The organism is Streptomyces sp. NBRC 109706, assembly GCF_000974485.1.
GTDB lineage: Bacteria > Actinomycetota > Actinomycetes > Streptomycetales > Streptomycetaceae > Streptomyces.
Map to the genome: position 1 here is coordinate 340,382 of NZ_BBOM01000008.1, position 23,347 is coordinate 363,728.

The 23,347-nt window shown below is 71.0% G+C and carries 19 protein-coding genes; 10 read left to right on the forward strand and 9 right to left on the reverse strand.

All coding sequences use genetic code 11. The annotated features are described in order from the left end of the window. Positions 1–16: 16 nt before the first annotated feature. Complete coding sequence (locus AOM46_RS18675) at positions 17–1,363, reverse strand: MFS transporter (RefSeq protein WP_062213774.1); 1,347 nt, start codon at positions 1,361–1,363, stop codon at positions 17–19. A 227-nt stretch (positions 1,364–1,590) separates the two neighbouring features. On the opposite strand from AOM46_RS18675, the gene AOM46_RS18680 reads away from it, so the two are divergent. After that, the gene (locus AOM46_RS18680) at positions 1,591–1,959 is read left to right on the forward strand and encodes a tetratricopeptide repeat protein (protein ID WP_062213383.1); all 369 of its coding nucleotides are present in this window, start codon (positions 1,591–1,593) and stop codon (positions 1,957–1,959) included. A gap of 17 nt (positions 1,960–1,976) precedes the next feature. Continuing rightward, complete coding sequence (locus AOM46_RS18685) at positions 1,977–3,023, forward strand: hypothetical protein (protein ID WP_062213385.1); 1,047 nt, start codon at positions 1,977–1,979, stop codon at positions 3,021–3,023. Here the strand turns inward: AOM46_RS18685 and AOM46_RS18690 are convergent. From AOM46_RS18690 to AOM46_RS18700, 3 genes are all read right to left on the reverse strand, one after another. After that, entirely contained in the window at positions 3,011–4,858 is a 1,848-nt protein-coding gene (locus AOM46_RS18690; RefSeq protein ID WP_062213387.1) for a transketolase, read from the reverse strand. The two genes, AOM46_RS18685 and AOM46_RS18690, sit on opposite strands and share 13 nt — an antisense overlap. A 112-nt stretch (positions 4,859–4,970) precedes the next feature. After that, positions 4,971–6,131, reverse strand: coding sequence for a Vms1/Ankzf1 family peptidyl-tRNA hydrolase (locus tag AOM46_RS18695; RefSeq protein WP_062213389.1), 1,161 nt, complete (start codon positions 6,129–6,131; stop codon positions 4,971–4,973). A gap of 27 nt (positions 6,132–6,158) precedes the next feature. Further along, complete coding sequence (locus tag AOM46_RS18700) at positions 6,159–6,701, reverse strand: type 1 glutamine amidotransferase domain-containing protein (RefSeq protein ID WP_062213775.1); 543 nt, start codon at positions 6,699–6,701, stop codon at positions 6,159–6,161. A 354-nt stretch (positions 6,702–7,055) separates the two neighbouring features. On the opposite strand from AOM46_RS18700, the gene AOM46_RS18705 reads away from it, so the two are divergent. After that, positions 7,056–8,990 carry a Dyp-type peroxidase gene (locus tag AOM46_RS18705; protein WP_078856952.1) on the forward strand — a complete coding sequence of 645 codons (1,935 nt, stop codon included), beginning with the start codon at positions 7,056–7,058 and terminating at the stop codon, positions 8,988–8,990. Positions 8,991–9,012: 22 nt separating this feature from the next. Here AOM46_RS18705 and AOM46_RS18710 read toward each other — a convergent pair whose 3' ends face one another. Next, positions 9,013–9,984: a TIGR03557 family F420-dependent LLM class oxidoreductase gene (locus AOM46_RS18710; protein ID WP_062213391.1), complete on the reverse strand. Its 972-nt coding sequence runs from the start codon at positions 9,982–9,984 to the stop codon at positions 9,013–9,015. Between the two features lie 378 nt (positions 9,985–10,362). Here AOM46_RS18710 and AOM46_RS18715 point away from each other — a divergent pair, with 378 nt between their 5' ends. The 7 genes from AOM46_RS18715 (at position 10,363) to AOM46_RS18745 (ending at position 18,852) form a co-directional block, all read left to right on the forward strand. After that, on the forward strand, positions 10,363–11,364 hold the full coding sequence (locus AOM46_RS18715; RefSeq protein ID WP_062213392.1) for a LacI family DNA-binding transcriptional regulator: 1,002 nt from the start codon (positions 10,363–10,365) through the stop codon (positions 11,362–11,364). Positions 11,365–11,493: 129 nt separating this feature from the next. After that, positions 11,494–13,134 carry an ABC transporter substrate-binding protein gene (locus tag AOM46_RS18720; protein WP_234313849.1) on the forward strand — a complete coding sequence of 547 codons (1,641 nt, stop codon included), beginning with the start codon at positions 11,494–11,496 and terminating at the stop codon, positions 13,132–13,134. A 108-nt stretch (positions 13,135–13,242) separates the two neighbouring features. Beyond that, positions 13,243–14,370: an ABC transporter ATP-binding protein gene (locus tag AOM46_RS18725; protein WP_062213396.1), complete on the forward strand. Its 1,128-nt coding sequence runs from the start codon at positions 13,243–13,245 to the stop codon at positions 14,368–14,370. Beyond that, positions 14,367–15,347 carry an ABC transporter permease gene (locus tag AOM46_RS18730; RefSeq protein WP_062213398.1) on the forward strand — a complete coding sequence of 327 codons (981 nt, stop codon included), beginning with the start codon at positions 14,367–14,369 and terminating at the stop codon, positions 15,345–15,347. Before AOM46_RS18725 ends, AOM46_RS18730 begins: the two co-directional genes overlap by 4 nt. A 4-nt stretch (positions 15,348–15,351) precedes the next feature. Continuing rightward, positions 15,352–16,422 (forward strand): ABC transporter permease, encoded by a 1,071-nt coding sequence (locus AOM46_RS18735; RefSeq protein ID WP_078856953.1) that lies wholly within the window; start codon positions 15,352–15,354, stop codon positions 16,420–16,422. Next, entirely contained in the window at positions 16,419–17,414 is a 996-nt protein-coding gene (locus AOM46_RS18740; RefSeq protein ID WP_062213400.1) for an ABC transporter ATP-binding protein, read from the forward strand. The genes AOM46_RS18735 and AOM46_RS18740 overlap by 4 nt, the downstream gene beginning before the upstream one ends. 31 nt (positions 17,415–17,445) lie before the next feature. After that, positions 17,446–18,852, forward strand: a complete 1,407-nt coding sequence (locus AOM46_RS18745) for a GH1 family beta-glucosidase (protein ID WP_062213402.1) — start codon at positions 17,446–17,448, stop codon at positions 18,850–18,852. Positions 18,853–18,967: 115 nt separating this feature from the next. Here AOM46_RS18745 and gndA read toward each other — a convergent pair whose 3' ends face one another. The 4 genes from gndA to AOM46_RS18765 all read right to left on the reverse strand — a co-directional run bounded on the left by gndA (position 18,968) and on the right by AOM46_RS18765 (position 23,337). After that, positions 18,968–20,404 carry an NADP-dependent phosphogluconate dehydrogenase gene (gene gndA, locus AOM46_RS18750; RefSeq protein ID WP_062213403.1) on the reverse strand — a complete coding sequence of 479 codons (1,437 nt, stop codon included), beginning with the start codon at positions 20,402–20,404 and terminating at the stop codon, positions 18,968–18,970. A gap of 135 nt (positions 20,405–20,539) precedes the next feature. Beyond that, complete coding sequence (locus tag AOM46_RS18755) at positions 20,540–21,370, reverse strand: aldo/keto reductase (RefSeq protein ID WP_062213779.1); 831 nt, start codon at positions 21,368–21,370, stop codon at positions 20,540–20,542. 111 nt (positions 21,371–21,481) lie between these two features. Beyond that, a complete protein-coding gene (locus AOM46_RS18760; RefSeq protein WP_062213405.1) occupies positions 21,482–22,243 on the reverse strand; it encodes a ZIP family metal transporter in 762 nt (253 codons plus the stop codon). Between the two features lie 65 nt (positions 22,244–22,308). Then, positions 22,309–23,337 carry a right-handed parallel beta-helix repeat-containing protein gene (locus AOM46_RS18765; protein WP_078856994.1) on the reverse strand — a complete coding sequence of 343 codons (1,029 nt, stop codon included), beginning with the start codon at positions 23,335–23,337 and terminating at the stop codon, positions 22,309–22,311. Between the last annotated feature and the right edge of the window lie 10 nt (positions 23,338–23,347).

A 23,347-nucleotide genomic window follows, 5' to 3' on the forward strand; every position in this document is an offset into this window, starting at 1 on the left:
CGGCCGGGGGCCGGGACTACCCGGGCCGATCCCCCTCGGGGAACTTCGCGCAGGCGCGCTCGGTGGTGCGGCGGGCGCGGGCCCCCGTGGTGGCCGCGCCCAGCAGCAGCACCAGCCCGCCGCAGCCGCCGATCACCCACCAGCCCGCCGTCCGCGACCCCGCAGCCAGCACGGTGCCCACCACCGCCACGCCCAACGCCGAGCCCACCTGCCGACCGGTCGACGCGATCCCGGCGGCGACCCCCGCCTGGGAACGCGGCATCCCCGTCACCGCCGTATGGGTGATGGGCGCGTTCACCAGACCGAAGCCGATCCCGAAGACCACATAGCCGGTGAACAACAACGCCAGCGGGGTGTCGGCATCGATTTCGGACAGCAGCACCCCGCTGAAGGCGATCGCCACCCCCGCCACCACCAACGGCCCCCGGGGGCCGATCCAGCCGACCAACTGCCCCGACAGCGGCGAGAAAATCAGCGTGACGCCGGCCATCGGCAGCAGACAGAGCCCCGCCTCCAACGGCGAGAGCCCCCGTTCGTCCTGCAGGTAGAGGGTGTTGAGAAAGAGGAACCCCGCCAGCGCGGCGAACGCGGCGATGGCGATCACAAACGCCCCGCTGAACGGCACGCTGCGGAAGAAGTCCAACTCCACCAGCGGCTCCCGACGGCGCGGCTCGTACCACACCAGCCCGGCCAGCGCGGCCGCCGCGATCACCAGACCGCCGACCAGCAGGGGAGACGCCCAGCCGCTGCGGCCACCCTCGATGATGCCGAAGGTCAGCGAGCCGAGCAGCACGATGACCAGCAGCTGACCCACCGGGTCCAGCCGCCGGGGCCTGGGGGCGCGCGACTCGGGGACGAAGCGGGTGGTCAGGATCAGCGCGGCCAGCCCGATCGGCAGATTGAGCCAGAAGATCGCCCGCCACCCGAAGGAGTGCACCAGTGCCCCGCCCACGATCGGCCCGATCGCCATCGAGAGCCCCACCACCCCGCCCCAGGCGCCGATCGCCCTCGCCAGCTCCCGCCGGTCGGTGAAGGTGTTGGTGATGATCGACATCGCCACCGGATTCAGCATCGAGCCGCCGATCGCCTGCGCCGCCCGGAACGCGATCAGCCAGCCGAGCCCGGGGGCCAGCGCGCACAGCACCGAACCGCTGGTGAAGACCACGAGGCCCACCCGGAACACCCGGCGTCGCCCCACCCGGTCGGCCATCGACCCGGAGAGCATCAGAAAGGACGCCAGCACCACGGTGTAGACGTCGATCGTCCACTGCAGCCCCGAGACATCCGCGTCCAGCTCGCGCCCCAGCTCGGGCAGCGCCACATTGAGCGCCGTCACATCCAGACTGACGATGAGCAGACTCATGCAGCAGATGGCGAGGATCAACAGACGGCGACGGCGGGGGAGGGGCTCGTTCTCTGCCACGATCGCTCAGCGTAGCGCCTGTCTCGCTCTCGGCCGAGGGGCCCCCGCCCGCCGCACCCCGCCCCGGCCCGGCGGGGAATACCTGGCACACACGCCGCGTTCGCCCCAGGGAGCTCCCCGGGGGCCGACGTCGCCCGCCCCGCCGTCATCAGCCAGGAGGAGGGCCTGTGTCCGACACCTCACCCGCCACCCATGTCATCGCCTACCGCGCCGCCGAGCAGCTGCTCGACGCGAACGACCCGCGTGGCGCGCTCAAGCTGCTCGACCCGCTGATCAGCGCCTACCCGGAGAACACCTCCGCCCGGCTGCTGCGCGCCCGCGCCTTCTTCCTCGGCGCCCAACTGCGCAATGCCGAGCTGGAGTTCCAGCTGATCCTGGAGCGCGAGCCGGACAACGCCTACGCACACTTCGCGCTGGCGCGCACGCTCCAGCGCGCGGCGCGCGGGGACGAGGCGCTGCGCCACTTCCGGTTGGCCGCCGCGCTCGACCCCAAGCCGGACTACCTGGCCGCGGCTCGTTTCGACGAGGAGCACTGAGCCCCCATCATGGGGGCATGAGAGTCGGGGAGGCGCGGGCGGCGGCTCGGCACTGGGTGGCGACGCGGGCCGCTGGGGAGAGCTGGTTCGCCGGCGCCTACTTCAGCGGCTCCACCGTCGGCCTGCCCGACGAGGCCGAGGTGCCGCTGGGCTCGGACACCGATGTGATGGTGGTGACGACCCTCCCCGAACCGCCGGCCAAGCCCGGCAAGTTCCGCCATCGGGGCGCCCTGATCGAGATCAGCCCGGTGCCCTGGTCCGCGCTCGCCTCGCCCGAGGCCGTGCTGTCCGCCTACCATCTGGCCGGCCCGTTCCGCACCGACACCGTGATCGCCGACCCCACCGGACACCTCGGCAGGCTCCGTCGCGACGTCGCGGCCCGCTTCGCCGAGCCCGCCTGGGTGCGGCGCCGCTACGGGGAGGCGCGCACCCGGGTGGAGCGGGGGCTCGCCGGCCTCGACCCCTCGGCGCCCTGGCCCCGGCAGGTCATGGGCTGGCTCTTCCCCACCGGCGTCACCACCCATGTGCTGCTGGTCGCCGGGCTGCGCAACCCCACCGTCCGGCTGCGCTATCTGCGCACCAGGGAACTGCTCGCCGAACACGGTCTCGCACACGCCTACCCGGCGCTGCTCGACCCGCTGGGCTGCGCCGAGTTGACGGCCGAGCGGGCCGAGCACCATCTCCACGCGCTGGCCGAGACCTTCGACGCGACCGCGGCCCTGGCCCGCACCCCCTACCCCTTCAGCTCCGATATCACCCGGGACGCGCGGCCCGTCGCCATCGACGGGACGCTGCGGCTGATCCGCGCCGGCCACCACCGGGAGGTGGTGTTCTGGCTGCTGGCCACGGCCGCCCGGTGCCACATCATCCTGGACGCCGACGCCACCCCGGCCGAACGCGACCGGCACACCCCCGCCTTCACCGGGCTGCTGGCCGACCTCGGCCTGCGCACCCCGGCCGACCTGCGGCACCGCGCCCGGTCGACCCTGGCCAGGATGCCCGAACTCATCGAGACCGCCGAACAGTTGCTCGCCGCCCGGCCCCCGGCGCGTCAGGCGCCGTAGCCGGCCAGATAGCGGCGCGCGGCCGTCGCGATGGCACCGCTGTCGATCCCGGCGGCCCGCAGCTGCTCCTCGGGAGTGGCCGAGCCCGGCAGTGTCTCGACGGCCAGCCGCACCAGCCTGGGCACCTCGCGACCGTCCCGGAACGCGTCCAGCACCGCGTCGCCCAGACCACCGGCCGGCCGGTGGTCCTCCACCGTCAGCAGACAGCCGGTGCGCTCGGCGGCCTCGCGGAGCGCCGCCGCGTCCACCGGCTTGACCGAGTACAGATCGATCACCGCGACCGGCACGCCCTCGGCCGCCAACTCGTCGGCCGCGCGCAGCGCCTCGTGCACGGTCACCCCGGCCGCCACCACCGTCAGCCGGTCGTCGGGCGAGGAGCGCAGCAGCTTGCTGCCGCCCACCGGGAAACGTTCGTCCGCGTCGTAGATCACCGGATCGGCACCGCGCGAGGTGCGCAGATAGCGCAGCCCGCTCTCCTCGGCCATCTCGGCGACGAGCTGGGCGGTCTGGTTGGCGTCGCACGGGTAGAGCACGGTGGAGTCGTGCAGCGAACGGAACATCGCCAGATCCTCAAGGCCCATCTGGGACGGGCCGTCCTCGCCGATCGCCACGCCGGCGTGCGAACCGGACAGACAGATGTCCGCGCCGCTCACCGTCGCCATCCGCAGGAAGTCGTGCGCCCTGGTCAGAAACGCGGCGAAGGTGGAGGCGTAGGGCAGCCAGCCGCGCACCGCCATCCCGACGGCGCCGGCCACCAGCTCCTGCTCCGCGATATAGAACTCGAAGAACCGGTCCGGATGCCGCTTGGCGAAGAACTCCGACCTGGTCGAGTCGCTGACCTCGCCGTCCAGCGCCACCACCGTGGGCAGTGCCGCGCCGAGCGCCGCCAGCGCCTCGCCGTAGGCGTTCCGCGTCGCCACCTCGTCCCCCACCGCGTAGCGCGGCAGTTCGATGTCGATGCCGCCGGCCGGCCGGGGCACCGTGGTCGCCGGCGGGCGCCGCACATCCACCCGCAGCTCGCGCCGGCCGCCCAACTCCTCGATGGCCTCCGCCTCGTCGGGCACCGGCTTGCCGTGCTTGCCCTCCAGATCCTGGACGGACCGCACCCCGCGCCCCTTCATGGTGCGCGCCAGGATCGCCGTGGGCCGGTCGCTGACCCCCTCGGCCTCGGTGTAGGCGGCGTCGATCGCCGCCGGATCGTGGCCGTCCACCTCCACCGTGTGCCAGCCGAAGGCCCGCGCCCGGTGGGCGTAGGCGTCCAGATCCCACTCGTGGCGCGTCGGCCCCCGCTGGCCGAGACGGTTGATGTCCAGGATCGCGGTGAGGCTGGCCAGCCGCTCGTACCCGGCGTGCTCGAACGCCTCCCAGACGGATCCCTCCGCCAGCTCGCTGTCGCCGCACAGCACCCACACCCGGGACTTCATCTCCCCCAGCCGCTCCCCGGCCAGGGCCACGCCCACCCCGATCGGCAGTCCCTGCCCGAGCGATCCGGTGGCCACGTCGACCCAGGGCAGCCGTGGCGTCGGATGGCCCTCCAGCCGGCTGCCCAGCTTGCGGAACGTCAGCAGCTCCTCGTCGCTGATCGCGCCGGCCGCCCGGTAGGCGGCGTACAGCAGCGGCGAGGCGTGGCCCTTGGAGAGGATCAGCCGGTCGTTGCCCGGGTGTTCGGGCCAGTCGAAGTCGTACCGCAGATGACGGGCCAGCAGCACGGCCATCAGATCGGCCGCCGACATCGACGACGTGGCATGCCCGGAACCGGCGGCCGAGGTGGCGCGGATCGAGTCCACCCTCAGCTGTTGTCCCAGTTCGGCCAGGTACTGGTCTGCGGTGGTCATGCGCCTGCCTCCCGGGGTTGGGCCCGCCTGGTCCTGGTGCCGCTCGCGCTGCCGGGTACCCGCGCCGCACCCGTCCTAACGGGCCCGTCGCGGGCACCCGTCCGCTCCGCGGTCAGCCGGGCGGCCGGTGGCCGCCGTCCGGCACCCCGTCGCGGTAGGGCCAGCGCAGCAGCGCGCCCATGCCGCCGGCGGGCAGCTCGGCCGACTCGTCGACCAGCACCACCACCTCGGCGTCCGTCGCCGCCACCGAACGCAACAGCGCGTCGTCGGCCCGCGCCGCCACCGGGGACGGATCCCCCAGGTACTTGGACTCCGAGCGGCGCGCCGAGAGCTGGTCGGGATCGTCGCCGACCCATACGTCGCGGTGCAGGTCCGGGCCGCCCAGACGCACCAGCAGGGTGTCGATCCGGTGCTCGCGCGCCGCGTCCACCAGGGCCGGCACGCCCTCAACCGCGTCCACCTCACGCTCGTCGGTCGCCACCCGGCCGGCCAGGAAACGGTCCAGCAGGTCGGCGGTGTGCCGTTCGCCGGTCCTGATCCGCGCGTCGTCGACGCTCGCCGCGAGCAGGCCGGCGTCCGATCCGGCCGCCCTGGCACCGTGCTCGGTCTCCACGGTGATCGCGCGCAACGGCTGCGGCAGCTTGTCGTGCACCGCGCGACGCTCCCTGGCGTCGCCGGCCAGCACCAGCAGTTCGGCGCCCTTGGCGGCCGCGTCGTCCGCCAGCGCCTTGGCGATCAGCGCGGCGTTCTCCTCCCAGGTGTTCTCGACGGAGAGCTGGAAGTGCCGCTCCGACCAGTCGGCCTTGCCGGTGCGGTGGATCGGCCAGTCCTGGCCCCGCACCTCGTCCACCGGGTGGGTTCTGCCGTGCGAGCCGTGGAAGCTGACGTCGGCGCCCTTCCGGTCGATCGTGGCGATCAGGGTCGGCGGCCGGCGCTCGCCGAAGTCCAGCATCGGCCCCAGTCGGGGGAGCGGCGCCCATTCGCTGATCGGCGGCGACGGCGGGGCAGCGGTCAGGGGCACGTCCAGCACGACCCGACCCCCGCTGGCGAAGACGGCGTGGCCCGCCTCCTCCCGGTCGAGATCGGACAGTGTCTCGTACACCGCCCGGCAGGTGGCCTGGTCGGCGCCCTGCGCGGCCAGCTGGTCGCCAGCGGCACGCGCCTGCAGGTGCAGCTGTTCCACGGCGTCCTCGGCGATCTCCGAGGTGTTGAAGTACACGGAGGCCCAGGGGCCCGGCTGGTGCAGCAGTGGGGTGAGAAATCCGAGATTCATGACGCCCTCCGGCTCGTCGGCGGTGGGTCAGGCGGCGACCCGGCCGAACTCGCGCAGCATCGCCTCGTTGAATTGCGGCAGGTCATCCGGCTTACGGCTGGTCACCAGCGGCCCCGGCGCGGCATGGCAGACCTGGACCGGCTCGTCCACCCACGTCGCGCCGGCGTTCCGCAGGTCGGTGCGCAGGCTGGGCCAGGAGGTCAGGGTGCGGTCGCGCACCACATCGGCCTCGATCATGGTCCACGGCGCGTGACAGATCGCCGCGACCGGCTTGTCCGCCTCGAAGAACGCGCGGACGAAGGCCACCGCCGCCGGGTCGGTGCGCAGCGCGTCCGGATTGGCCACCCCGCCGGGCAGCACCAGCGCCTCGAACTCCTCGGGCGAGGTGTCGGAGACCGTGCTGTCCACGGGAAAGGTTTCGGCCTTGTCCAGATGGTCGAAGGCCCGCACCTCCCCGGGACGGGTGGAGATCAGCTGCGGTGTCTCACCGGTGCTGGCGACCGCCTGCCACGGCGAGGTCAGCTCCACCTGCTCGACGCCCTCGGGCGCGGTGAGAAACGCGATACGCATCTGCTGGTTCACCGTCTTTCCTGGTCGCGTGCCTGGGTCGGGTGTCGGATCGCCTGCCGGCGGCCGGCCCCGGCGCCGGCGGACGGTGAAGGGCTGCCCCTTCGTGCCGCGTGTCCCGCTGCTCCGGGGTCCGGTCGACCCGCGCACCGAGTAACCGGGACGGCCGGACGGAAAACCCCGGACGCCCCGTGGTTTCCGGTCACCGGTGCCGCCCGGCGTCATCCCCGGTCGACGCGGTCCACCCGAAGGGGTGGTCCCCGTCGCGGAATGGCCTATTCCGGTCGCCCGCTCGGTAGCTTCCGGACGCGCGGGGAATTCCCTCCGCCGTTCCCGAGCCGTACCGCCGGAGAGCCGATGCCGCACCCGTCCGAGCCCGCCGACACCGCCCCGTCCGCCGCTCCTCCCACGGCCGCCACCGGCCGGATCCCCGAGCAGCCGGCGCCCGAGGAGCCGGCCGCGCTGCCGCTGCGGCGGAGCACCGAGATCCAGGGCGACATCCTCGCCGGCTTCAAGAAGGACCATGTCCATCTGCTGCTGCTCACCTTCGGCGACCAGGCCGGCGCCCGCGGCTGGCTGGAGCGGCTGGTGCCCCGGATCGCCACCACCAGGGAGGTCGCCGAGTTCAACCTCGCCTTCAGCCGCGCCCGGCAGGCCCGTTCCGGGCTCGACCCCGAGCGACACCACGCGCTCTGGCGGTCCGTGAGCCTCACCCACGCCGGGATCGTCGAGCTGATCGGCGGCCAGCCGTACCGGGACGTTCCCCGGGGCACCACCCAGGAGGCCTTCCAGCGCGGCGCGGCCCTACGCGGCGAACTGCTGGGCGATGTCGGCGTCAACGCCCCCGAGCACTGGCTCTTCGGCGCGGCACACCACAGCCCGGTGCACGCCGTGCTCACCCTGGCCGCCGACGGGGAGCGGGAGCTGGAGCGGGCGCTGGCCCAGGAGCGCGCCGAGGCCGAGGAGCACGGGCTGGCCGTCGCCTTCGAGCAGCCGGCCGGCACGCTGGCCGGCTCCCTCAGGGGGCGGGAGCACTTCGGCTTCAAGGACGGCATCAGCCAGCCGGGCGTCGCCGACTTCGACGAGCCCGATCCGGACGACCCCGACCACCAGCTGGGCAAGCCGGGCACCCGGATCATCCCGGCCGGCGAGTTGGTCGTCGGGTATCCGGTGGACCATCGGCTGACGCCCGAGCTACCGGAGTGGATGCGGGACGGCTCGTTCCATGTGGTGCGCCGCCTCGCCCAGGACGTGCCCGGCTGGTGGGGGCAGATCTCCGACCAACTCGCCCGGCTCAAGGAGCGGAAGGCGGTGCCGCCGGAGGCCACCAGCGAATGGCTGGCGGCGCGGCTGATGGGCCGCTGGCGCTCGGGCGCGCCGGTCAACAAGCATCCCGACGCCGATCCGCACACCGATCCGGAGACGGAGTCGGACAACGACATCGCCTATGCCGATGATCAGCACGGCCGGATCGTCCCGCTCTGTGCCCACCTTCGCAAGAGCAATCCGCGCGATGGGCTGCTGGCCCGCCCCGAGGATCCGGAACCGGTCCCGCTCGCCGGCGCCCTGGACGGCCGGCGGATCATGCGCAGGGGCGTGCCCTACGGCGAGCGGTTCGATCCCACGGGCGGTCCCGAGCACGGGCCGGACGCCCCGCGCGGCCTGATCTTCGTCTCCTACCAGTCGGACCTGTCGGCCCAGTTCGAGTTCGTCCAGCGCAACTGGATCGACGCCGACGCCTTCCCCGAACGCCCGGGCCGGGTCGGCAGGGACGCCGTGATCGGCCGGGACGACGAGGTGTCCTTCCCGGTCCATGGCTCGGCGGACGACGAGATGACGACACTGACGCTGCGCCAGTTCGTCCGCACCGAGGGCGCGGTCTACGCCTTCACACCCTCGCGCAGCGCGCTGCGACGGCTCGCCGCCGGCGAGATCGCGCCGGACGACGCCCCGCCGGTCGACCGCGAGGTGTCGGCCCCCGAGGTGCTGCGCCGGGGCGATGTGATCAGCTCGGGCAAGGCCCGCCTGCGCTACGAGGCGGACGGGGACCTGCGGGTGCGCGACGAGCGGGAGGAGATCGTCTGGGCGGCGGGCTACACCGAGGGCCTTTCCGGCCGGGCCGAGTTCTGGGAGGACGGCCGGCTGGTCCTGGTCGACGCGGCCGGTGAGGCCCTGTGGTCCACGCCGACCGAGGGCGCGAGCGGCGCGGTCCTGGTGGTCGCCGCCGACGGCGATGTGCTGATCAGGGACGCCGACGGCGAGGTGTTGTGGCGCACGGACACCGGGCACTGAGCGCAGGGCGGTGCCCCGGGGGTCAGCCGCCCGGGGTGAGCGCGCGGAGGGCGGGTTCGAGTTCGTGTCGGTAGAAGTCGACGAACGCGTCGGGGTCGGGTCCCGCGTTCATCAGCACGAGTCGGTCGAAGCCGGCGTCGACAAAGGGTTGGGCGACCTCCAGATAGCGGTTCAGCTTGTTTCCGCAAGCGAACTGCTCCAGGATGTCGTCCTCCCTGACCGTGGTGGTGGCCGCCTCGAAGTTCACCGGGTTGGGGAGCTCGCTCATCACCTTCCAGCCGGTCAGCGCCCAGCGGTTGGTGGTCAACGCGGCGCGTGCCGCCGTCTGTTCGTCGGCCGCGAAGGACACCGGCAGCTCGGCATAGCGGGGGCCGTCGCCGCCCGCCTCGCGGTAGGCGTCCACCAGATCGGCCCTGGGCTCGGTGGCGAACAGGCCGGTGCCCAACTCGGCCGCGATCCGGGCCGCGTCCGAGCCGCCGGCCGCCACCGCGACCGGCGGGGGAGTCGGCGGCAGGTCGAAGACCCTGGCGTCCTCAAGGCGCAGATGCTGTCCCTCGTAGGAGCGGTAACCGCCCTGCCAGAGCAGGCCGATGATCTCCAGCGCCTCCCGGAGCATCTGGTGCCGCACCCGCACGGAGTCGGGGAACTCCAGGCCCACCACATGTTCGTTCAGCCGCTCGCCGGACCCGATGCCCAGGGTGAAGCGGCCGTCCGAGAGCAACGCGAGGGTGGCGGCGGCCTGGGCGATGACCGCCGGGTGATAGCGCAGGGTCGGGCAGGTCACGCCGGTGGCGAGCCCGATCCGCTCGGTGCGTGCGGCGATGCTGCCCAGCACCGCCCAGGCGAAGGGAGAGTGGCCCTGGACGTCGAGCCATGGGTGGAAATGGTCGCTGATCTCCACGAAGTCGAAGCCGGCCCGCTCGGCGAGCACCGACTGTCGGACGAGTTCCGCCGGCCCGAACGCCTCAGCGGCCAGTTTGTAACCAATCTGCATCTCGTTCCCTAACCCTGGTGGACGCGCTCCCGGGCTGGCACGCTGCCAGCGGAGGCAGCCGGTCCGGCGTTGACAGGGCCGCGACCGGTGGCGGAGTCCGTCGGATGGCCGACGTGCCGGGGAAACGGCATGGTTACGTGACCATGAAGCTCGCCGTACTGGTCAGAGCTGGTGCAACGATTTCTCTGTTCATCCCTTGCACACATAACTGGCGCTGAGGGCCCATCAAAAGAGTTTGGTGCGACCTATTGACGCCAGTGAGACAAGACGATTAACTCCCACGCAACATCGCCGGAACCGGTTCCGGAACCGGTGTCGGCGCTGCCGCCGCGCCCACGCGTGGCAGCCCCCCGCTCAGCTTTGCCGAGGAGCCCCTCCATGCGTGTCACCATCGCCGATGTCGCCCGAAACGCTGCGGTCAGCAAGACCACCGTCTCGCGCGTGCTCAACGGCAAGGGCGAGGTGGACTCCGAGACGGCGGAACGGGTGCGTACCGTCATCGCCGAGCTCGGGTATGTGCCGTCCTCCCGAGCCGTGGGCCTGGCCAGGGGAAACAGCCGCACCCTGGCCATGCTGGTGCCCTCGCTCACCTGGCCCTGGGTGGGGGAGGTGCTCCAGGGCGCGGCCGACACCCTGGAGGCCGCCGGCTTCGGGCTGTTGCTCTTCACCTGTAACCGAGGTGAGGAGTCGATGGCCCAGTTCACCAGCCAGGTATCCGCCCGGGCCTTCGACGGGGTCCTGGTGATCGAACCGGAGAACACCCGGGGTTCGATAGCCGCCCTGCACCATCAGGGCCTGCCGCTGGTGCTCGTGGACGATCGTGGCCAGGGCGCCGACTTCCCCTCCGTCGCCACCACCAACTTGGCCGGAGGCGCCTCCGCGGCCCACCACCTGCTGGCCTCCGGACGACGCGCGCCGTTGGTCATCACCGGGCCCGCCCAGTTCGGCTGCGTCCAGGACCGGCTCTCCGGTTTCGCCGACGTGCTGGCCGAACACGGCGTGGCCCAGCCCGAGTCCCGCACCTTCGAAGGGGACTTCACCGTCCGTTGCGGGCAGAGCGTGATCGAGTACGCGCTGGCCGACGGCCAGGAGTTCGACTCCGTCTTCTGCCACAACGACCTGAGTGCCACCGGTGCCCTCCACGCGCTGCGCGCCGCCGGTCGTCGGGTGCCCGACGACGTCGCCGTCATCGGCTTCGACGACATACCGATCGCCGCTTTCACCGAGCCCTCGCTGACCACCGTCCGCCAGCCCATGCAGGCGATCGGGGAGGCGGCGGCCCGGCGGATGCTCGACCACCTCAGCGGCACCACCCCGTTGGAGCCGGAACCCGTCGTGCTGCCCACCGAACTGGTCATTCGGTCCTCCGCACCGGGGTGACCCGGTCCCCCCGCTTCTTTCACAACGCATCACTCACAACAATGAATTGATCACCCTGGGAGCAAAGCCGTGAGAGTCCAATCACGATCCCGTAGAACCCGCAGAAGTATCACCATAGCCACCGGCCTTGTGCTGTCGCTCTCCCTGATCTCCGCGTGTTCCGACGCGAACAGCAACAAGGGGTCGAACAACAACAGCGGTGGCGGCACCGGCGTGCTCAACGTCTGTATGCCGAACGGTGCGCAGGCCAACAACAGCAACCCGCTGCTGGAGACCTCGGCCGGCGCCTCGCTCGGCTACCGCGCCATGCTCTACGAACCGCTGGTGATGACCAACGGCATCGCTCCCGAGGAGGAGGGCAAGCCCTGGCTCGCCGAGGAGTGGTCCTGGAACGAGGAGTTCACCGAGCTGGTCCTGACCGTCCGCGAGGGCGCTACCTGGTCCGACGGTGAGGTCCTGGACGCCGAGGACGTGGCGTACACCTTCCAGTTGCTGAAGGACACCCCGGGTCTGAACCTCAGCGCGATCCCGTTCGAGGAGATCACCCAGGACGGCAACCAGGTCACGCTGACCTTCTCGTCCTCGCAGTTTGTGAACCAGGTCAAGCTCTACCAGACCTACATCGTTCCCGAGCACGTCTGGTCGCAGGTCGACAACCCGGAGACCTTTGAGAACCAGGAGCCCGTGGGCAGCGGTCCCTACGAGCTGAAGACGTTCACCCCGCAGACCATCACCCTGACCCGGCGCGACGAGTACTGGCAGGACCTGCCCGAGGTCGAGGAGCTGCGTTACTCCGGCTACAACGACAACAACGCGGCGACCACGGCCCTGGCCAACGGCGAATGCGAGTGGTCCTACGTCTTTATCCCGAACTACGAGGACGTCTACCTCTCCCACGACCCGGACAACTTCAACCTGTGGTTCCCCACCGGTCTCGGCATCCACGGTCTGTGGATCAACACCGAGCGCGAGCCCTTCGACGATGTCGTGCTGCGTCAGGCCATGAACATGGTCATCGACCGGCAGGCCATCCACGAGCAGGGTCACGCCGGCGCGTTCCCGGTGGTCGAGAGCCCCACGGGTCTCGCGCTGCCCGCCGGTGAGTCCTACCTCGCGCCGGAGTACGTGGGCGTCGTCCACGAGCGTGACGTCGAGGGCGCCAGGGCCCTGCTGGAGGACAACGGCTACACCTTCGACGGGGACACCCTGAAGACCCCCGAGGGCGACGCCGTCAGCATGTCCCTGGTGGACCCGGCCGGTTGGTCGGACTACCTGACCGCGCTGTCGGTGATCTCGGACAACCTCGCCGAGATCGGCATCGACGCCTCCGTCGAGACCGCGACCGCCGACGGCTGGCGCAACTCGGTGGACGCGGGCGGCTTCGACGCCACCCTGCACTGGACCAACGGTGGCGCCACCCCGTACGACACCTACCAGCACGTCATGGACGGCAACCTCTACAAGCCGATCGGCGAGGCCTCCGGCGGCGGTAACTTCGGTCGCTTCCAGAGCGAGGCCGCGACCGAGGCGCTGCAGGAGTACGCCAACGCCTCCGACGAGGAGGCCCGTACCGAGGCGATGAACGAGCTGCAGCGCATCTTCGTCGAGGAGGTGCCGATGATCCCGACCGTCGCCGCCCCCGTCGGCGCCGAGTACAGCACCCAGAGCTGGGTCGGCTGGCCCTCGGAGGAGAACCCGTACGCTCCGCCGCAGCCCACCCAGCGGAACGCCCTCGAAGTCGTGCTCAACCTCGAATCGGCCAACGGCTGATCCCGGCAGCCAGGTCACTCACGCCCGCCCGCCCTCACCGCGAATCCACCCCCACGCCCCAGGCGGTGGGGGCGGGCGCCTTCGCCGACGTACGACAGGAACACCGTGATGTCCAAGACCCCCGATCCACCCCGTCAAGCGACCAGTGCGCCACCCGTTGGGGAAGTAGTCCTCGAAGCCCGGTCCATCAGCAAGCACTTCCGGGTTCGCCGCACACTGCGTAGCTTCGCCGACCGCAACCGTCCGGTCGTGCACGCGGTGGACGATGTCTCCATCAAGCTCCGCCGCGGCTCCGTCACCGCCGTGGTGGGCGAGTCCGGCTCGGGCAAGTCCACTATCGCCCGACTGTTGGCCCAGCTGTACCCGACCACGTCGGGCGAACTGCTGCTCAAGGGCGAGCGCACGACCGTCAGCAAGGGCCGGGCCTTCCGCGCGTACTGCCGCCAGGTCCAGATGATCTTCCAGGACCCCTTCGGGTCCCTCAACCCGACGCACACCGTGCGTTACCACCTGACCCGGGCGCTGCGGATCCACGGCCGGGCGGGCAAGACCTCCCAGGACCTGGAGCAGGCCCTGAAGGCGCTGCTGGAGCGGGTGCACCTCAGCCCGCCGGAGCGCTATGTCGACTCCTTCCCCCACGAGCTCTCCGGCGGCCAGCGGCAGCGTGTGGCGATCGCCCGCGCCATGGCCGCCGACCCCTCCGTGCTGCTCGCGGACGAGCCGGTCTCCATGCTCGACGTGTCCATCCGGCTGGGCATCCTGAACCTGCTGCGTGACCTCAAGGAGCGCCTGAACCTGGCGATCCTCTACATCACCCACGACATCGCCTCGGCGCGCTACTTCGCCGACGAGACGCTGGTGATGTACGCCGGTCGGATCGTGGAGGGCGGCGACAGCGAGACCGTCACCCAGCGGCCCGCCCACCCCTACACCCAGCTCCTCACCTCATCCGCGCCCGACCCCGACCGGATCGCGGCGGTCAAGCCCGTCACGGTCGACCCGTCGGGCGGCGAGGTCGTCGAGGAGGAAGAGGAGAGCGAGACCGCCGGCGAACCGCCGAGCCTGATCTCGCCGCCCAGCGGCTGCCGCTTCCACCCGCGCTGTCCCAAGGCGATGGCCCGGTGCAGCACGGATACGCCGCCGCGCTTCGATCTGTCGGACGGCCAGTGGGCCGCCTGCTGGCTCTACGCCCCGGAGACGGACGAACGTCCCGCGCCTCAGGAGGCGTCGGCGTGAAATACCTGATTCAGCGCCTCGGCTTCTATCTCTTCACGGCCTGGGCCGCCATCACGATCAACTTCTTCATCCCCCGGCTGATGCCGGGTGACCCGGTGCAGTCGCTGATCTCGCGCTACCAGGGCCAGTTGGACAGCAAGGCGATCGACTCGCTGCGCACGCTCTTCGGGTTGGACAACGAGTCCTCCCTCCTGCAGCAGTACTTCGACTACTGGGGCAACCTCTTCAACGGTGACCTCGGCACGTCCTTCACCTTCTTCCCGTCCGGCGTCAGTGACATCATCGGACAGAGCATCTGGTGGACGCTCTGCCTGATGGGTCTGACCACCGTCCTCAGCTTCCTGCTCGGCACGGCGATCGGCATCTACGCGGGTTGGCGGCGTGGTTCCTGGCTGGACAACATGCTGCCGGTCACCACCTTCCTGTCGGCCATTCCGTACTTCTGGCTCGGCCTGATCGCCATCGCGCTCTTCGCCGTGCAGTGGTCGATCTTCCCGGCGTCCGGCGGCTATGACAACGGTCTGGTGCCGGCCTTCGACTGGCCGTTCATCTCCAGCGCCATCTACCACGGCATCATGCCGGCCGTCACCATCATCATCAGCGCCATCGCCGGCTGGATCCTCGGCATGCGGAACATGATGGTCTCGGTGTCCGCCGAGGACTACGTGCTGGTCGCGCAGGCCAAGGGCCTGCCCGAGCGGCGGGTGATGTTCTCCTACGCGGCCAGGAACGCGATCCTGCCCAGCATCTCCAACTTCGCGCTGTCCCTGGGCTTCATCGTGGGCGGCACCCTGCTGGTGGAGCAGGTGTTCTCCTATCCGGGCATCGGCTTCATCCTCTTCCAGGGCGTCGGTGCCAAGGACTATCCGCTGATGCAGGGTGTGTTCCTGATCATCACCCTCGCGGTGCTGGCGGCCAACCTCCTGGCGGACCTCATCTATCTGCTGCTCGACCCGCGTACCCGAAGGGAGGCCTGACGCCATGGCCCTGCAAGCCACCGACTCGGCCGTCGCCACGGCGCCGGAGCCGTCCGCGCCCAAGCGCCGTGACCGGCTGCGCTTCCTGCGCAACGGCAAGACCCTCGTCGGCATCTCCATCCTGGGCGTCTTCATCCTGCTGGCGATCTTCGGCGAGGCGCTCGCGCCCTACGACCCGTCGGCCCGCAGCGACAGCATCATGGAGTCGCCGTCCTGGGACCATCCCTTCGGCACCACCCAGACCGGGCAGGACATCTTCTCCCAGATCCTGGTCGGCACCAGGGGCGTGCTGGTGGTGGGCTTCGTCGCGGCGATCCTGGCCAGCGTGCTGGGCGTGTTGATCGGGGTGACCGCCGGCTATCTGGGCGGCGCGGGCGACGATGTGCTCTCCTCGTTCAGCAACGTCTTCCTGGTGATCCCCGGGCTGCCGCTGATCATCATCGTCACCAGCTTCCTGCCGGACACCAACGACCTGACCATCGCGCTGGTGATCGGGTTGACGTCCTGGGCCTGGGGCGCGCGGGTGCTGCGGGCGCAGACCCTGTCGCTGCGCAACCGGGACTATGTCCAGGCGGCCCGCGCGACCGGCGAGACCACGCCCCGGATCATCGTCTTCGAGCTGCTGCCCAACCTCACCCCGGTGATCGCCTCCGGCTTCATCGGCACGGTGATCTACGCGGTGCTCTCCAACATCACCCTGGCGTTCATCGGCATCGCCGACATCTCCGAGTGGAACTGGGGCACCGTCCTCTTCTGGGCACAGAGCAACCAGGCGCTGGCACAGGACGCCTGGTGGTGGTTCGTGCCGGCGGGCCTCTGCATCGCGCTGCTCGGCACCGCGCTCGCGCTGATCAACTTCGGCATCGACGAGTTCATCAACCCCAGGCTGCGCAACGACAAGGCCAACCGGGTGGTCAAGATGCGTATCGGGTTCACCCCCGTGCTCCGCGACGAGGCCCCCGCCCCGGCCCAGGTCGCCCCGCCCGGCGCCTCCCTCGCGAAGGTGCCGACGCCCGCCGCGCCGCCACCCGAACAAGCGCCGGACGGCACCACCCGGAAGGACACCCCGGCATGAGCAGCACCGCACCCGTCCTGGAGATCAAAGGGCTGAACGTCAACTACGGGCTGGGCGAGAAGGCCGTGCGCGCCGTGCGCGACATCAATCTCACCCTGCACCGTGGCGAGGTGCTCGGCCTGGCAGGGGAGTCGGGCTCCGGCAAGTCGACGCTTGCCTACGGGGTCACCCGGCTGCTGCCCCCGCCCGGCGTCATCACGGGCGGCGAGGTCCGCTACCACCCGCGGGAGGGCGCCAGCATCGACATCCTGTCGCTCGAATCCGAGCAGCTGCGAGCCTTCCGCTGGTCGGAGATCTCGCTGGTGTTCCAGGGCGCGATGAACTCCCTCAACCCGGTGCACACGGTGCGCTCCCAGCTCACCGACGTGATCAGGGCGCACCGGCCGGAGATGAGCAAGTCCCAACGGGTGGAACGCGCCGCCTCGTTGCTCTCCCTGGTCGGGATCTCCGCCGACCGGCTGAGCAGCTTCCCGCACCAGCTCTCCGGCGGGATGCGGCAACGGGTGATGATCGCCATGGCGCTGGCCCTCGACCCGGAGATCGTCATCCTGGACGAGCCGACCACCGCCCTCGACGTGGTGATGCAGCGGCAGATCCTGAAGCAACTCACCCGGCTGCGGAACGAGTTGGACTTCTCGGTGGTGTTCATCACCCACGACATCTCGCTGCTGATCGAGTTCTCCGACCGGATCGCCATCATGTACGGCGGGCGCATCGTGGAGGAGGCGAAGGCCAAGGAGATCTACCACACCGCTCACCACCCCTACAGCCACGGACTGTTGCACTCCTTCCCGGCGTTGCACGGCCCGCGCAGGGAGCTGACCGGCATCCCGGGCTCGCCCCCCGACCTCACGGCGATGCCCAGTGGCTGCGCCTTCCACCCTCGCTGCCCCAAGGTCTTCGAGGCATGCGACCAGAAGGTCCCCGTGCTCGGCCCCATCCGGGGCGACGCGGGCCGGACGGTGGCCTGCTGGCTCCATGCCGAGCACTGACCAGGAGCGATCAGAAGCGATCAGGAGTGTCATGACTTCTCAAGCGACAACGACCGCCCCGGCGGGGCCGCCACGGGCCATCCCGGAACTGGCGGAGAACTTCACCTGGGGCGTCGCCACCTCGTCGTACCAGATCGAGGGCGCCACCGAAGCCGACGGCCGGACCCCGTCCATCTGGGACACGTTCTGCCGGGTCCCCGGCGCCGTGGTGAACGCCGACAACGGGGACACGGCCTGCGACCACTACCGGCTGATGCCCGAGGACGTGGGGCTGATCGCCGACCTCGGCGTGGACGCCTACCGCTTCTCGCTGGCCTGGCCCCGGATCCAGCCCGGTGGCAAGGGCCCGATCAACCCCAAGGGCATCGCGTTCTACGACCGGCTGGTCGACACCCTGCTGGAGCGGGGCCTCACCCCCTGGGCCACCCTCTACCACTGGGATCTCCCCCAGGAGTTGGAGGACGCCGGCGGCTGGCCGGAGCGGGACACCGCATACCGGTTCGCCGAGTACGCCGAGCTGACCTACGAGGCGCTGGGCGACCGGGTGACCAACTGGACCACCCTCAACGAGCCCTGGTGCTCCGCCATGCTCGGCTACCACGAGGGCATCCACGCGCCGGGCCGCAAGGACTTCGGCGACGCCCTGCACGCGGTCCACCATCTGCTGCTCGGACACGGCCTGGCCGCCCAGCGCATCCGCGCCAGGGCCACCAACGAGCTGAACCTGGGCATCGTGCTCAACCTCGGCCACGGCAGCGCCGCGACCGACAGCGAGGCGGACAAGGAGGCGGCGCGCCGCTCCGACGCGCTGGGCACCCGGCTCTACCTCGACGCCCTGGTGCACGGCCGTTACCCGGAGGACCTGCTCGCCGAGCTACCCGCCCGGGGCGTCACGCTCCCGGTGCGGGACGGCGATCTGGAGATCATCTCGGCGCCGCTGGACGTGCTGGGGGTCAACTACTACAGCAGCCACCAGTTCTCCGGCACCGACGAGCAGGGCGCGACGCACGACGCGGACGGCCAGCCGGTGGTGCGTCAGGTGCCCTTCGGCCTGCCGCGCACCGCGATGGACTGGGAGATCGTCCCCTCGGGACTCACCAAGCTGCTGCTCCGCATCCAGCGTGACTACGGCGTGCCGACGGTGGTCACCGAGAACGGTGCCGCGTTCGACGACCAGGTCGCCGAGGACGGCAGCGTTCCCGACGCCGACCGCACCAGCTATTTCGCCCAGCACCTGGCGGCCGTCGCCGAGGCGCGTGCCGCCGGCGCCGATGTGCGCGGCTACTTCGCCTGGTCGCTGTTCGACAACTTCGAGTGGGCCGAGGGCTACGCCAAGCGGTTCGGCATCGTCCGCGTCGACTACGAGACCCAGCGGCGCACCGTCAAGGAGAGCGGCGCCTGGTACCGCGACACGGTGCGACTGACCAGGGGCGACTAGCCGCGGGGGGCATTCAGACCACAACTCCCAGGGAAGGTGGGGCGGTCCTGACCTCGGTCAGGACCGCCCCACCGTTTTTCTGGTCCCCCGGTTTTCGCCCGGTGGGCCTACCCGATCAGGCCGGGCGCTCCGAGCGGTCCCCGCCCCACAGGGTGTGGAACGCGCCCTCCCGGTCGGTGCGCAGATAGGTGTGCGCCCCAAAGTAGTCCCGCTGCCCCTGGATCAGGGCGGCCGGCAGCCGCTCGGCACGCAGCGCGTCGTAGTAGGCGAGCGCGGCGGAGAACCCGGGCGCCGGAACGCCCAGCTCGGTCGCCCGCGCGACCACATGCCGCCAGGCGTTCTGCGCCGAGGCCAACGCCTCGGCGAACAGCTCGTCGGCCAGCAGGGTGACCGGCGCCCCGCCCTCCGTGTAGGCGCGCCTGATGCCGTTGAGGAACCGCGCCCTGATGATGCAGCCGCCCCGCCAGATCGCGGCCACCGAGGCCCGGTCGATGTCCCAGCCGTACTCCTCGCTGCCGCTCTGGATCAGCTGCCAGCCCTGGGCGTAGGCCACGATCTTCGAGGCGTACAGGGCCTGTTCGACCTGGTCGGCGAAGCGCGCCGCATCGTCCGGGTGCAGCTCGGGAACGGTGGGCCCCGGCAGCTCGCGGGCCGCCGCGCGCAGCTCGGCGTGCCCGGACAGCCCCCGGGCGAAGACCGCCTCGGCGATCCCGGAGACCGGGACCCCCAGGTCCAGCGCGGTCTGCACCGTCCACCGCCCGGTGCCCTTCTGCTCGGCGCGGTCGGCGACGATGTCCACGAAGGGCTTGCCGGTCTCCGCGTCCACATGCGCCAGCACCTGGGCGGTGATCTCGATCAGATACGAGTCAAGCCGGCCCTCGTTCCAGGTGCGGAACACCTCGGCGATCCTGGCCGGCTCGTAGCCGGCGACCCGCCGCAGCAGGTCGTAGGCCTCTGCGATCAGCTGCATGTCGGCGTACTCGATGCCGTTGTGCACCATCTTGACGAAGTGCCCGGCCCCGTCGGGGCCGATGTGCGCACAGCAGGGCTCGCCGTCCACCTGCGCGGAGATGCTTTCCAGCAGCGGACCCAGGGCCTCGTAGGATTCCTTGGAACCACCCGGCATGATGCTCGGGCCCAGCAGCGCGCCCTCCTCCCCGCCGGAGATGCCACAGCCGACGAAGTGCAGCCCCCGCTCGCGCAGCGCCGCCTCCCGACGGCGGGTGTCCTCGTAGTGCGCGTTGCCGCCGTCCATGATCATGTCGCCGGGCTCCAGCAGCTCGGCGAACTCGTCGATCACCGCGTCGGTGGGCGCGCCCGCCTTCACCATCACCACGATCCGCCGGGGCCGCTCCAGCGAGGCGACGAACTCCGCCGCCGACTCCGCCGGGACGAACGCGCCCTCGTGGCCGAACTCCTTCACCAACTCCCGCGTCTTGGTGGCGGTCCGGTTGTGCACCGCCACCGTGTGACCACGGCGGGCGAAGTTGCGGGCCAGATTGCGTCCCATCACCGCCAACCCCGTGACACCGATCTGGGCCTGCTCAGCCATCTCATCAACTCCCGTAGTGGAATGCTTCCCGACCGGATGGGCCCGGCCGGGATCGGCCACGCTCCCGCGCCCCCCGGGCGGCGGCGCGGTATTCCCGCGCCCCGCGACACCCGGTGGTGCTGCGCCGTCGACGACTCACATCTCCTCGTGGTGGTCAGGATCGCCGCCGAGCCGCCGGTGTGGGCGGTCGGCGACGGCGGTCATCTCCTCGGCGCTGAGCGAGAATCCGAAGATATCCAGGTTGCCACGTCGGCGCTCCTGGTCGGCCGACTTCGGAATCGGCACCGCGGCCAGCTGGATGTGCCAACGCAGGATCACCTGAGCGGGACTCACCCCGTGGGCCCGGGCGATCTCCCCGATCCGCTCGTCCTTCAACAGCGTGCTGCCCCGGCCCAGCGGGCTCCAACTCTCCGTCACAATCCCGCGTTCGGCATGGAACGTACGCGCTTCGACCTGCGGAAACAGCGGATGCAACTCGATCTGGTTGACGGCCGGCAGCACGCCGGTCTCCCGTTCCAGCTGCTCCAGTTGCGCCGGGGTGAAGTTGGAGACCCCGATCGAGCGCACCAGACCCTGGTCCCTGAGCTTGACCAGGGCCCGCCAGGATTCCAGGTATTTCCCAACGCTGGGATTGGGCCAGTGGATCAGGTACAGGTCCAGATAGTCGACGCCGAGGCGGGCGACGGACTCCTCGAACGAGGCCAGCGTCTCCTCGTAGCCATGGTGGCGGCCCGGCAGCTTCGAGGTGAGCACCACCTCCTCGCGGGGCACCCCGGAGGCGGCGACGCCGCGCCCGACGCCCGTCTCGTTGCGGTAGTTCACCGCCGTGTCGATGAGTCGATAGCCCAGCCGGAGCGCGTCGGCCACCGAACGCTCGGCCTCGGTGTCGTCCAACGGATAGGTTCCGAAGCCCACGGCGGGCAGGGTGCGGTTGTCCACGAGGGTGTGGGTGGGGGCGGCTGCCACGGGTCCTCCTCGATCGGACCAGCGCGCGATCCGATCCTCGTCGATCATGTTCCGTCAGCGTAGCCAGCGTAGCCAGCACGGATGGTTCGCCGGTGCAGGCGGTGCCCGGGGTCAGCCGTGCGCCAGCGTGAAGGTCAGCAGGAAGCCGCACACCAGGATCAGCCCGACCGCCGCATGGGCGTCGTCGAACGCCTCCGGGATCATGGTGTCCGCGACCATGGTCAGAATCGCCCCGGCGGCCAGCGCCGTCACCGCGGCCACCACCGAGTCGGGGAAGTCGCCCAGCACCGCGTACCCCAACAGCGCCGAGGCCGAGCTGACGGCGGCGATCCCACCCCAGACCCCGAACACATAGCCGGCCCCCCGGCCGGCGCGCCGCATCCCGGCCGCGCTGGACAGCCCCTCCGGCAGATTGCCCAGGAACACCGCCACCACCGTCACCAGGGACACCGCGCCGCCGTCCAGCAGGCTCACCCCGATCACCGCCGACTCCGGCACCCCGTCGAGCAGCGCTCCCAGCGCCAACGCCAGCCCGGAGCCCGCCTGTTGGGCCTCCGACGGCTGGCGTTGGCGGGGGGAGTGTCCCGAGCGCTTACGGTGCCGGGCGCCGCGACCGGCCAGCGCGACGTTGCCGGCGGTGTAGGCGAGGGCGCCCAGCAGCGTGCCCAGCACCACGGGCGCGAGCCCCGACTGCCGGAACGCCTCGTCCAACAGCTCGAAGGCCGCGGCCGACAGCAGCACCCCGGAGCCCAGCGCCATCGCCGAGGCGATCAGCCAGCGCGGCACCCGCACCCCGTAGCCGAGCCCCGCGCCCAGCAACAGGGCCGAGCCGGCGACCAGGCCCCAGACGGCGGCCCATGACATCTCGGACATGGGCCCTGCCTATCCCGTCCGCCGCCCCGGGCGTGGGACCGTCACCCGACCGGCGGCGCCCGGGCTCAGTCCGTGATCGGCACCCCGCCGTTGACCAGGCCGTTGCCGCCGGTCACGGTGTTGCTGCCGGCGACGGTGACGGGGCAGTCGGCCGGGTCGTAGTTGGTGACGTTGATCGCCAGCCGGTCGGGCCCCGAGGCGCCGGTCAGATCGGAGTGGTTGTCGCGGAACACCGCGCGGCAGCCCCAGCCGTTCTGGACGGTGTGCACCTGGAACCCGTCGTTGGTGGTGTTGACGCCGGTGTTGCCCTCGACGAGGACATCGTTGCCCTTGATGTCGACCCAGGAATCGTCGTAGTTGGCGCCGGTCAGACCGCTGCCGTCGAAGGTGTTGTCGATGATCCGGGCGCCGCTGGTGCCCTCCTTGATGTCGATGTTCTCGCCGCCGATGCCCGGTCCCAGGGTGTTGCCCCGGATCAGGATGTTGTCGCTGCGGTCGCCCGTCCCGCCGGCGCTGCCGACATAGACGCCCTCGCCCATGCCCCGGCCGTCGTTGCCGGTGTCGTAGATGGTGGAGTTGGTCAGCGAGCCGTTCGAGCTGGAGTTCCGGAAGTGGACGGCCTCCATGGTCAGCCCGTGCACGGTGACCGAGTCGATATGCACCTCGTCGGCGGCGTCGGTGACGATGCCCTTCTGGCCGCCGGTGACGGTGAAGCCCCGCAGGTTCCAGTGCGAGGCCCCGTCCAGATGCAGACCGTAGCCGCCGCCGTTCGACCTGAGCTGGGCGTCGGCGGGGCCGGTGAGCGTGATGGGGGCGCCCGCCGTGCCCGGGGTGGTGGCGCGGAAGACGCCCGAGTAGACCCCGGCGGCCAGCTGGATGGTGTCGCCGGGCCCCACCGAGGTCAGCGCGGCGCGCAGCTCGTTGGCGTTGCCCACCTCGATCACCGCGGCGGCGGCCGGCTCCCCGGCGGTCGCCACGGGGACGGCGACGACGGCGACCAGCGCGGCGCCGACCGCGCCCAGCGCGAGGGCGGTGGTCCGGCGGGACCTGAGAAACCTGCGGGACCTGCGGAACCTGCGGAACCTGCCAGACATCGACATCAAC

Excerpts from the sequence above, each read along its gene's own strand:
- AOM46_RS18735 (WP_078856953.1), top strand. The coding sequence starts at position 15,352 with ATGGCCCTGCAAGCCACCGACTCGGCCGTCGCCACGGCGCCGGAGCCG.
- AOM46_RS18700 (WP_062213775.1), bottom strand. The coding sequence starts at position 6,701 with ATGCGTATCGCGTTTCTCACCGCGCCCGAGGGCGTCGAGCAGGTGGAG.
- AOM46_RS18725 (WP_062213396.1), top strand. The coding sequence starts at position 13,243 with ATGTCCAAGACCCCCGATCCACCCCGTCAAGCGACCAGTGCGCCACCC.
- AOM46_RS18710 (WP_062213391.1), bottom strand. The coding sequence starts at position 9,984 with ATGCAGATTGGTTACAAACTGGCCGCTGAGGCGTTCGGGCCGGCGGAA.
- AOM46_RS18675 (WP_062213774.1), bottom strand. The coding sequence starts at position 1,363 with ATGAGTCTGCTCATCGTCAGTCTGGATGTGACGGCGCTCAATGTGGCG.
- AOM46_RS18745 (WP_062213402.1), top strand. The coding sequence starts at position 17,446 with ATGACTTCTCAAGCGACAACGACCGCCCCGGCGGGGCCGCCACGGGCC.
- AOM46_RS18760 (WP_062213405.1), bottom strand. The coding sequence starts at position 22,243 with ATGTCCGAGATGTCATGGGCCGCCGTCTGGGGCCTGGTCGCCGGCTCG.
- AOM46_RS18690 (WP_062213387.1), bottom strand. The coding sequence starts at position 4,858 with ATGACCACCGCAGACCAGTACCTGGCCGAACTGGGACAACAGCTGAGG.
- AOM46_RS18685 (WP_062213385.1), top strand. The coding sequence starts at position 1,977 with ATGAGAGTCGGGGAGGCGCGGGCGGCGGCTCGGCACTGGGTGGCGACG.
- AOM46_RS18695 (WP_062213389.1), bottom strand. The coding sequence starts at position 6,131 with ATGAATCTCGGATTTCTCACCCCACTGCTGCACCAGCCGGGCCCCTGG.
- AOM46_RS18715 (WP_062213392.1), top strand. The coding sequence starts at position 10,363 with ATGCGTGTCACCATCGCCGATGTCGCCCGAAACGCTGCGGTCAGCAAG.
- AOM46_RS18740 (WP_062213400.1), top strand. The coding sequence starts at position 16,419 with ATGAGCAGCACCGCACCCGTCCTGGAGATCAAAGGGCTGAACGTCAAC.
- AOM46_RS18765 (WP_078856994.1), bottom strand. The coding sequence starts at position 23,337 with ATGTCTGGCAGGTTCCGCAGGTTCCGCAGGTCCCGCAGGTTTCTCAGG.
- gndA (WP_062213403.1), bottom strand. The coding sequence starts at position 20,404 with ATGGCTGAGCAGGCCCAGATCGGTGTCACGGGGTTGGCGGTGATGGGA.
- AOM46_RS18705 (WP_078856952.1), top strand. The coding sequence starts at position 7,056 with ATGCCGCACCCGTCCGAGCCCGCCGACACCGCCCCGTCCGCCGCTCCT.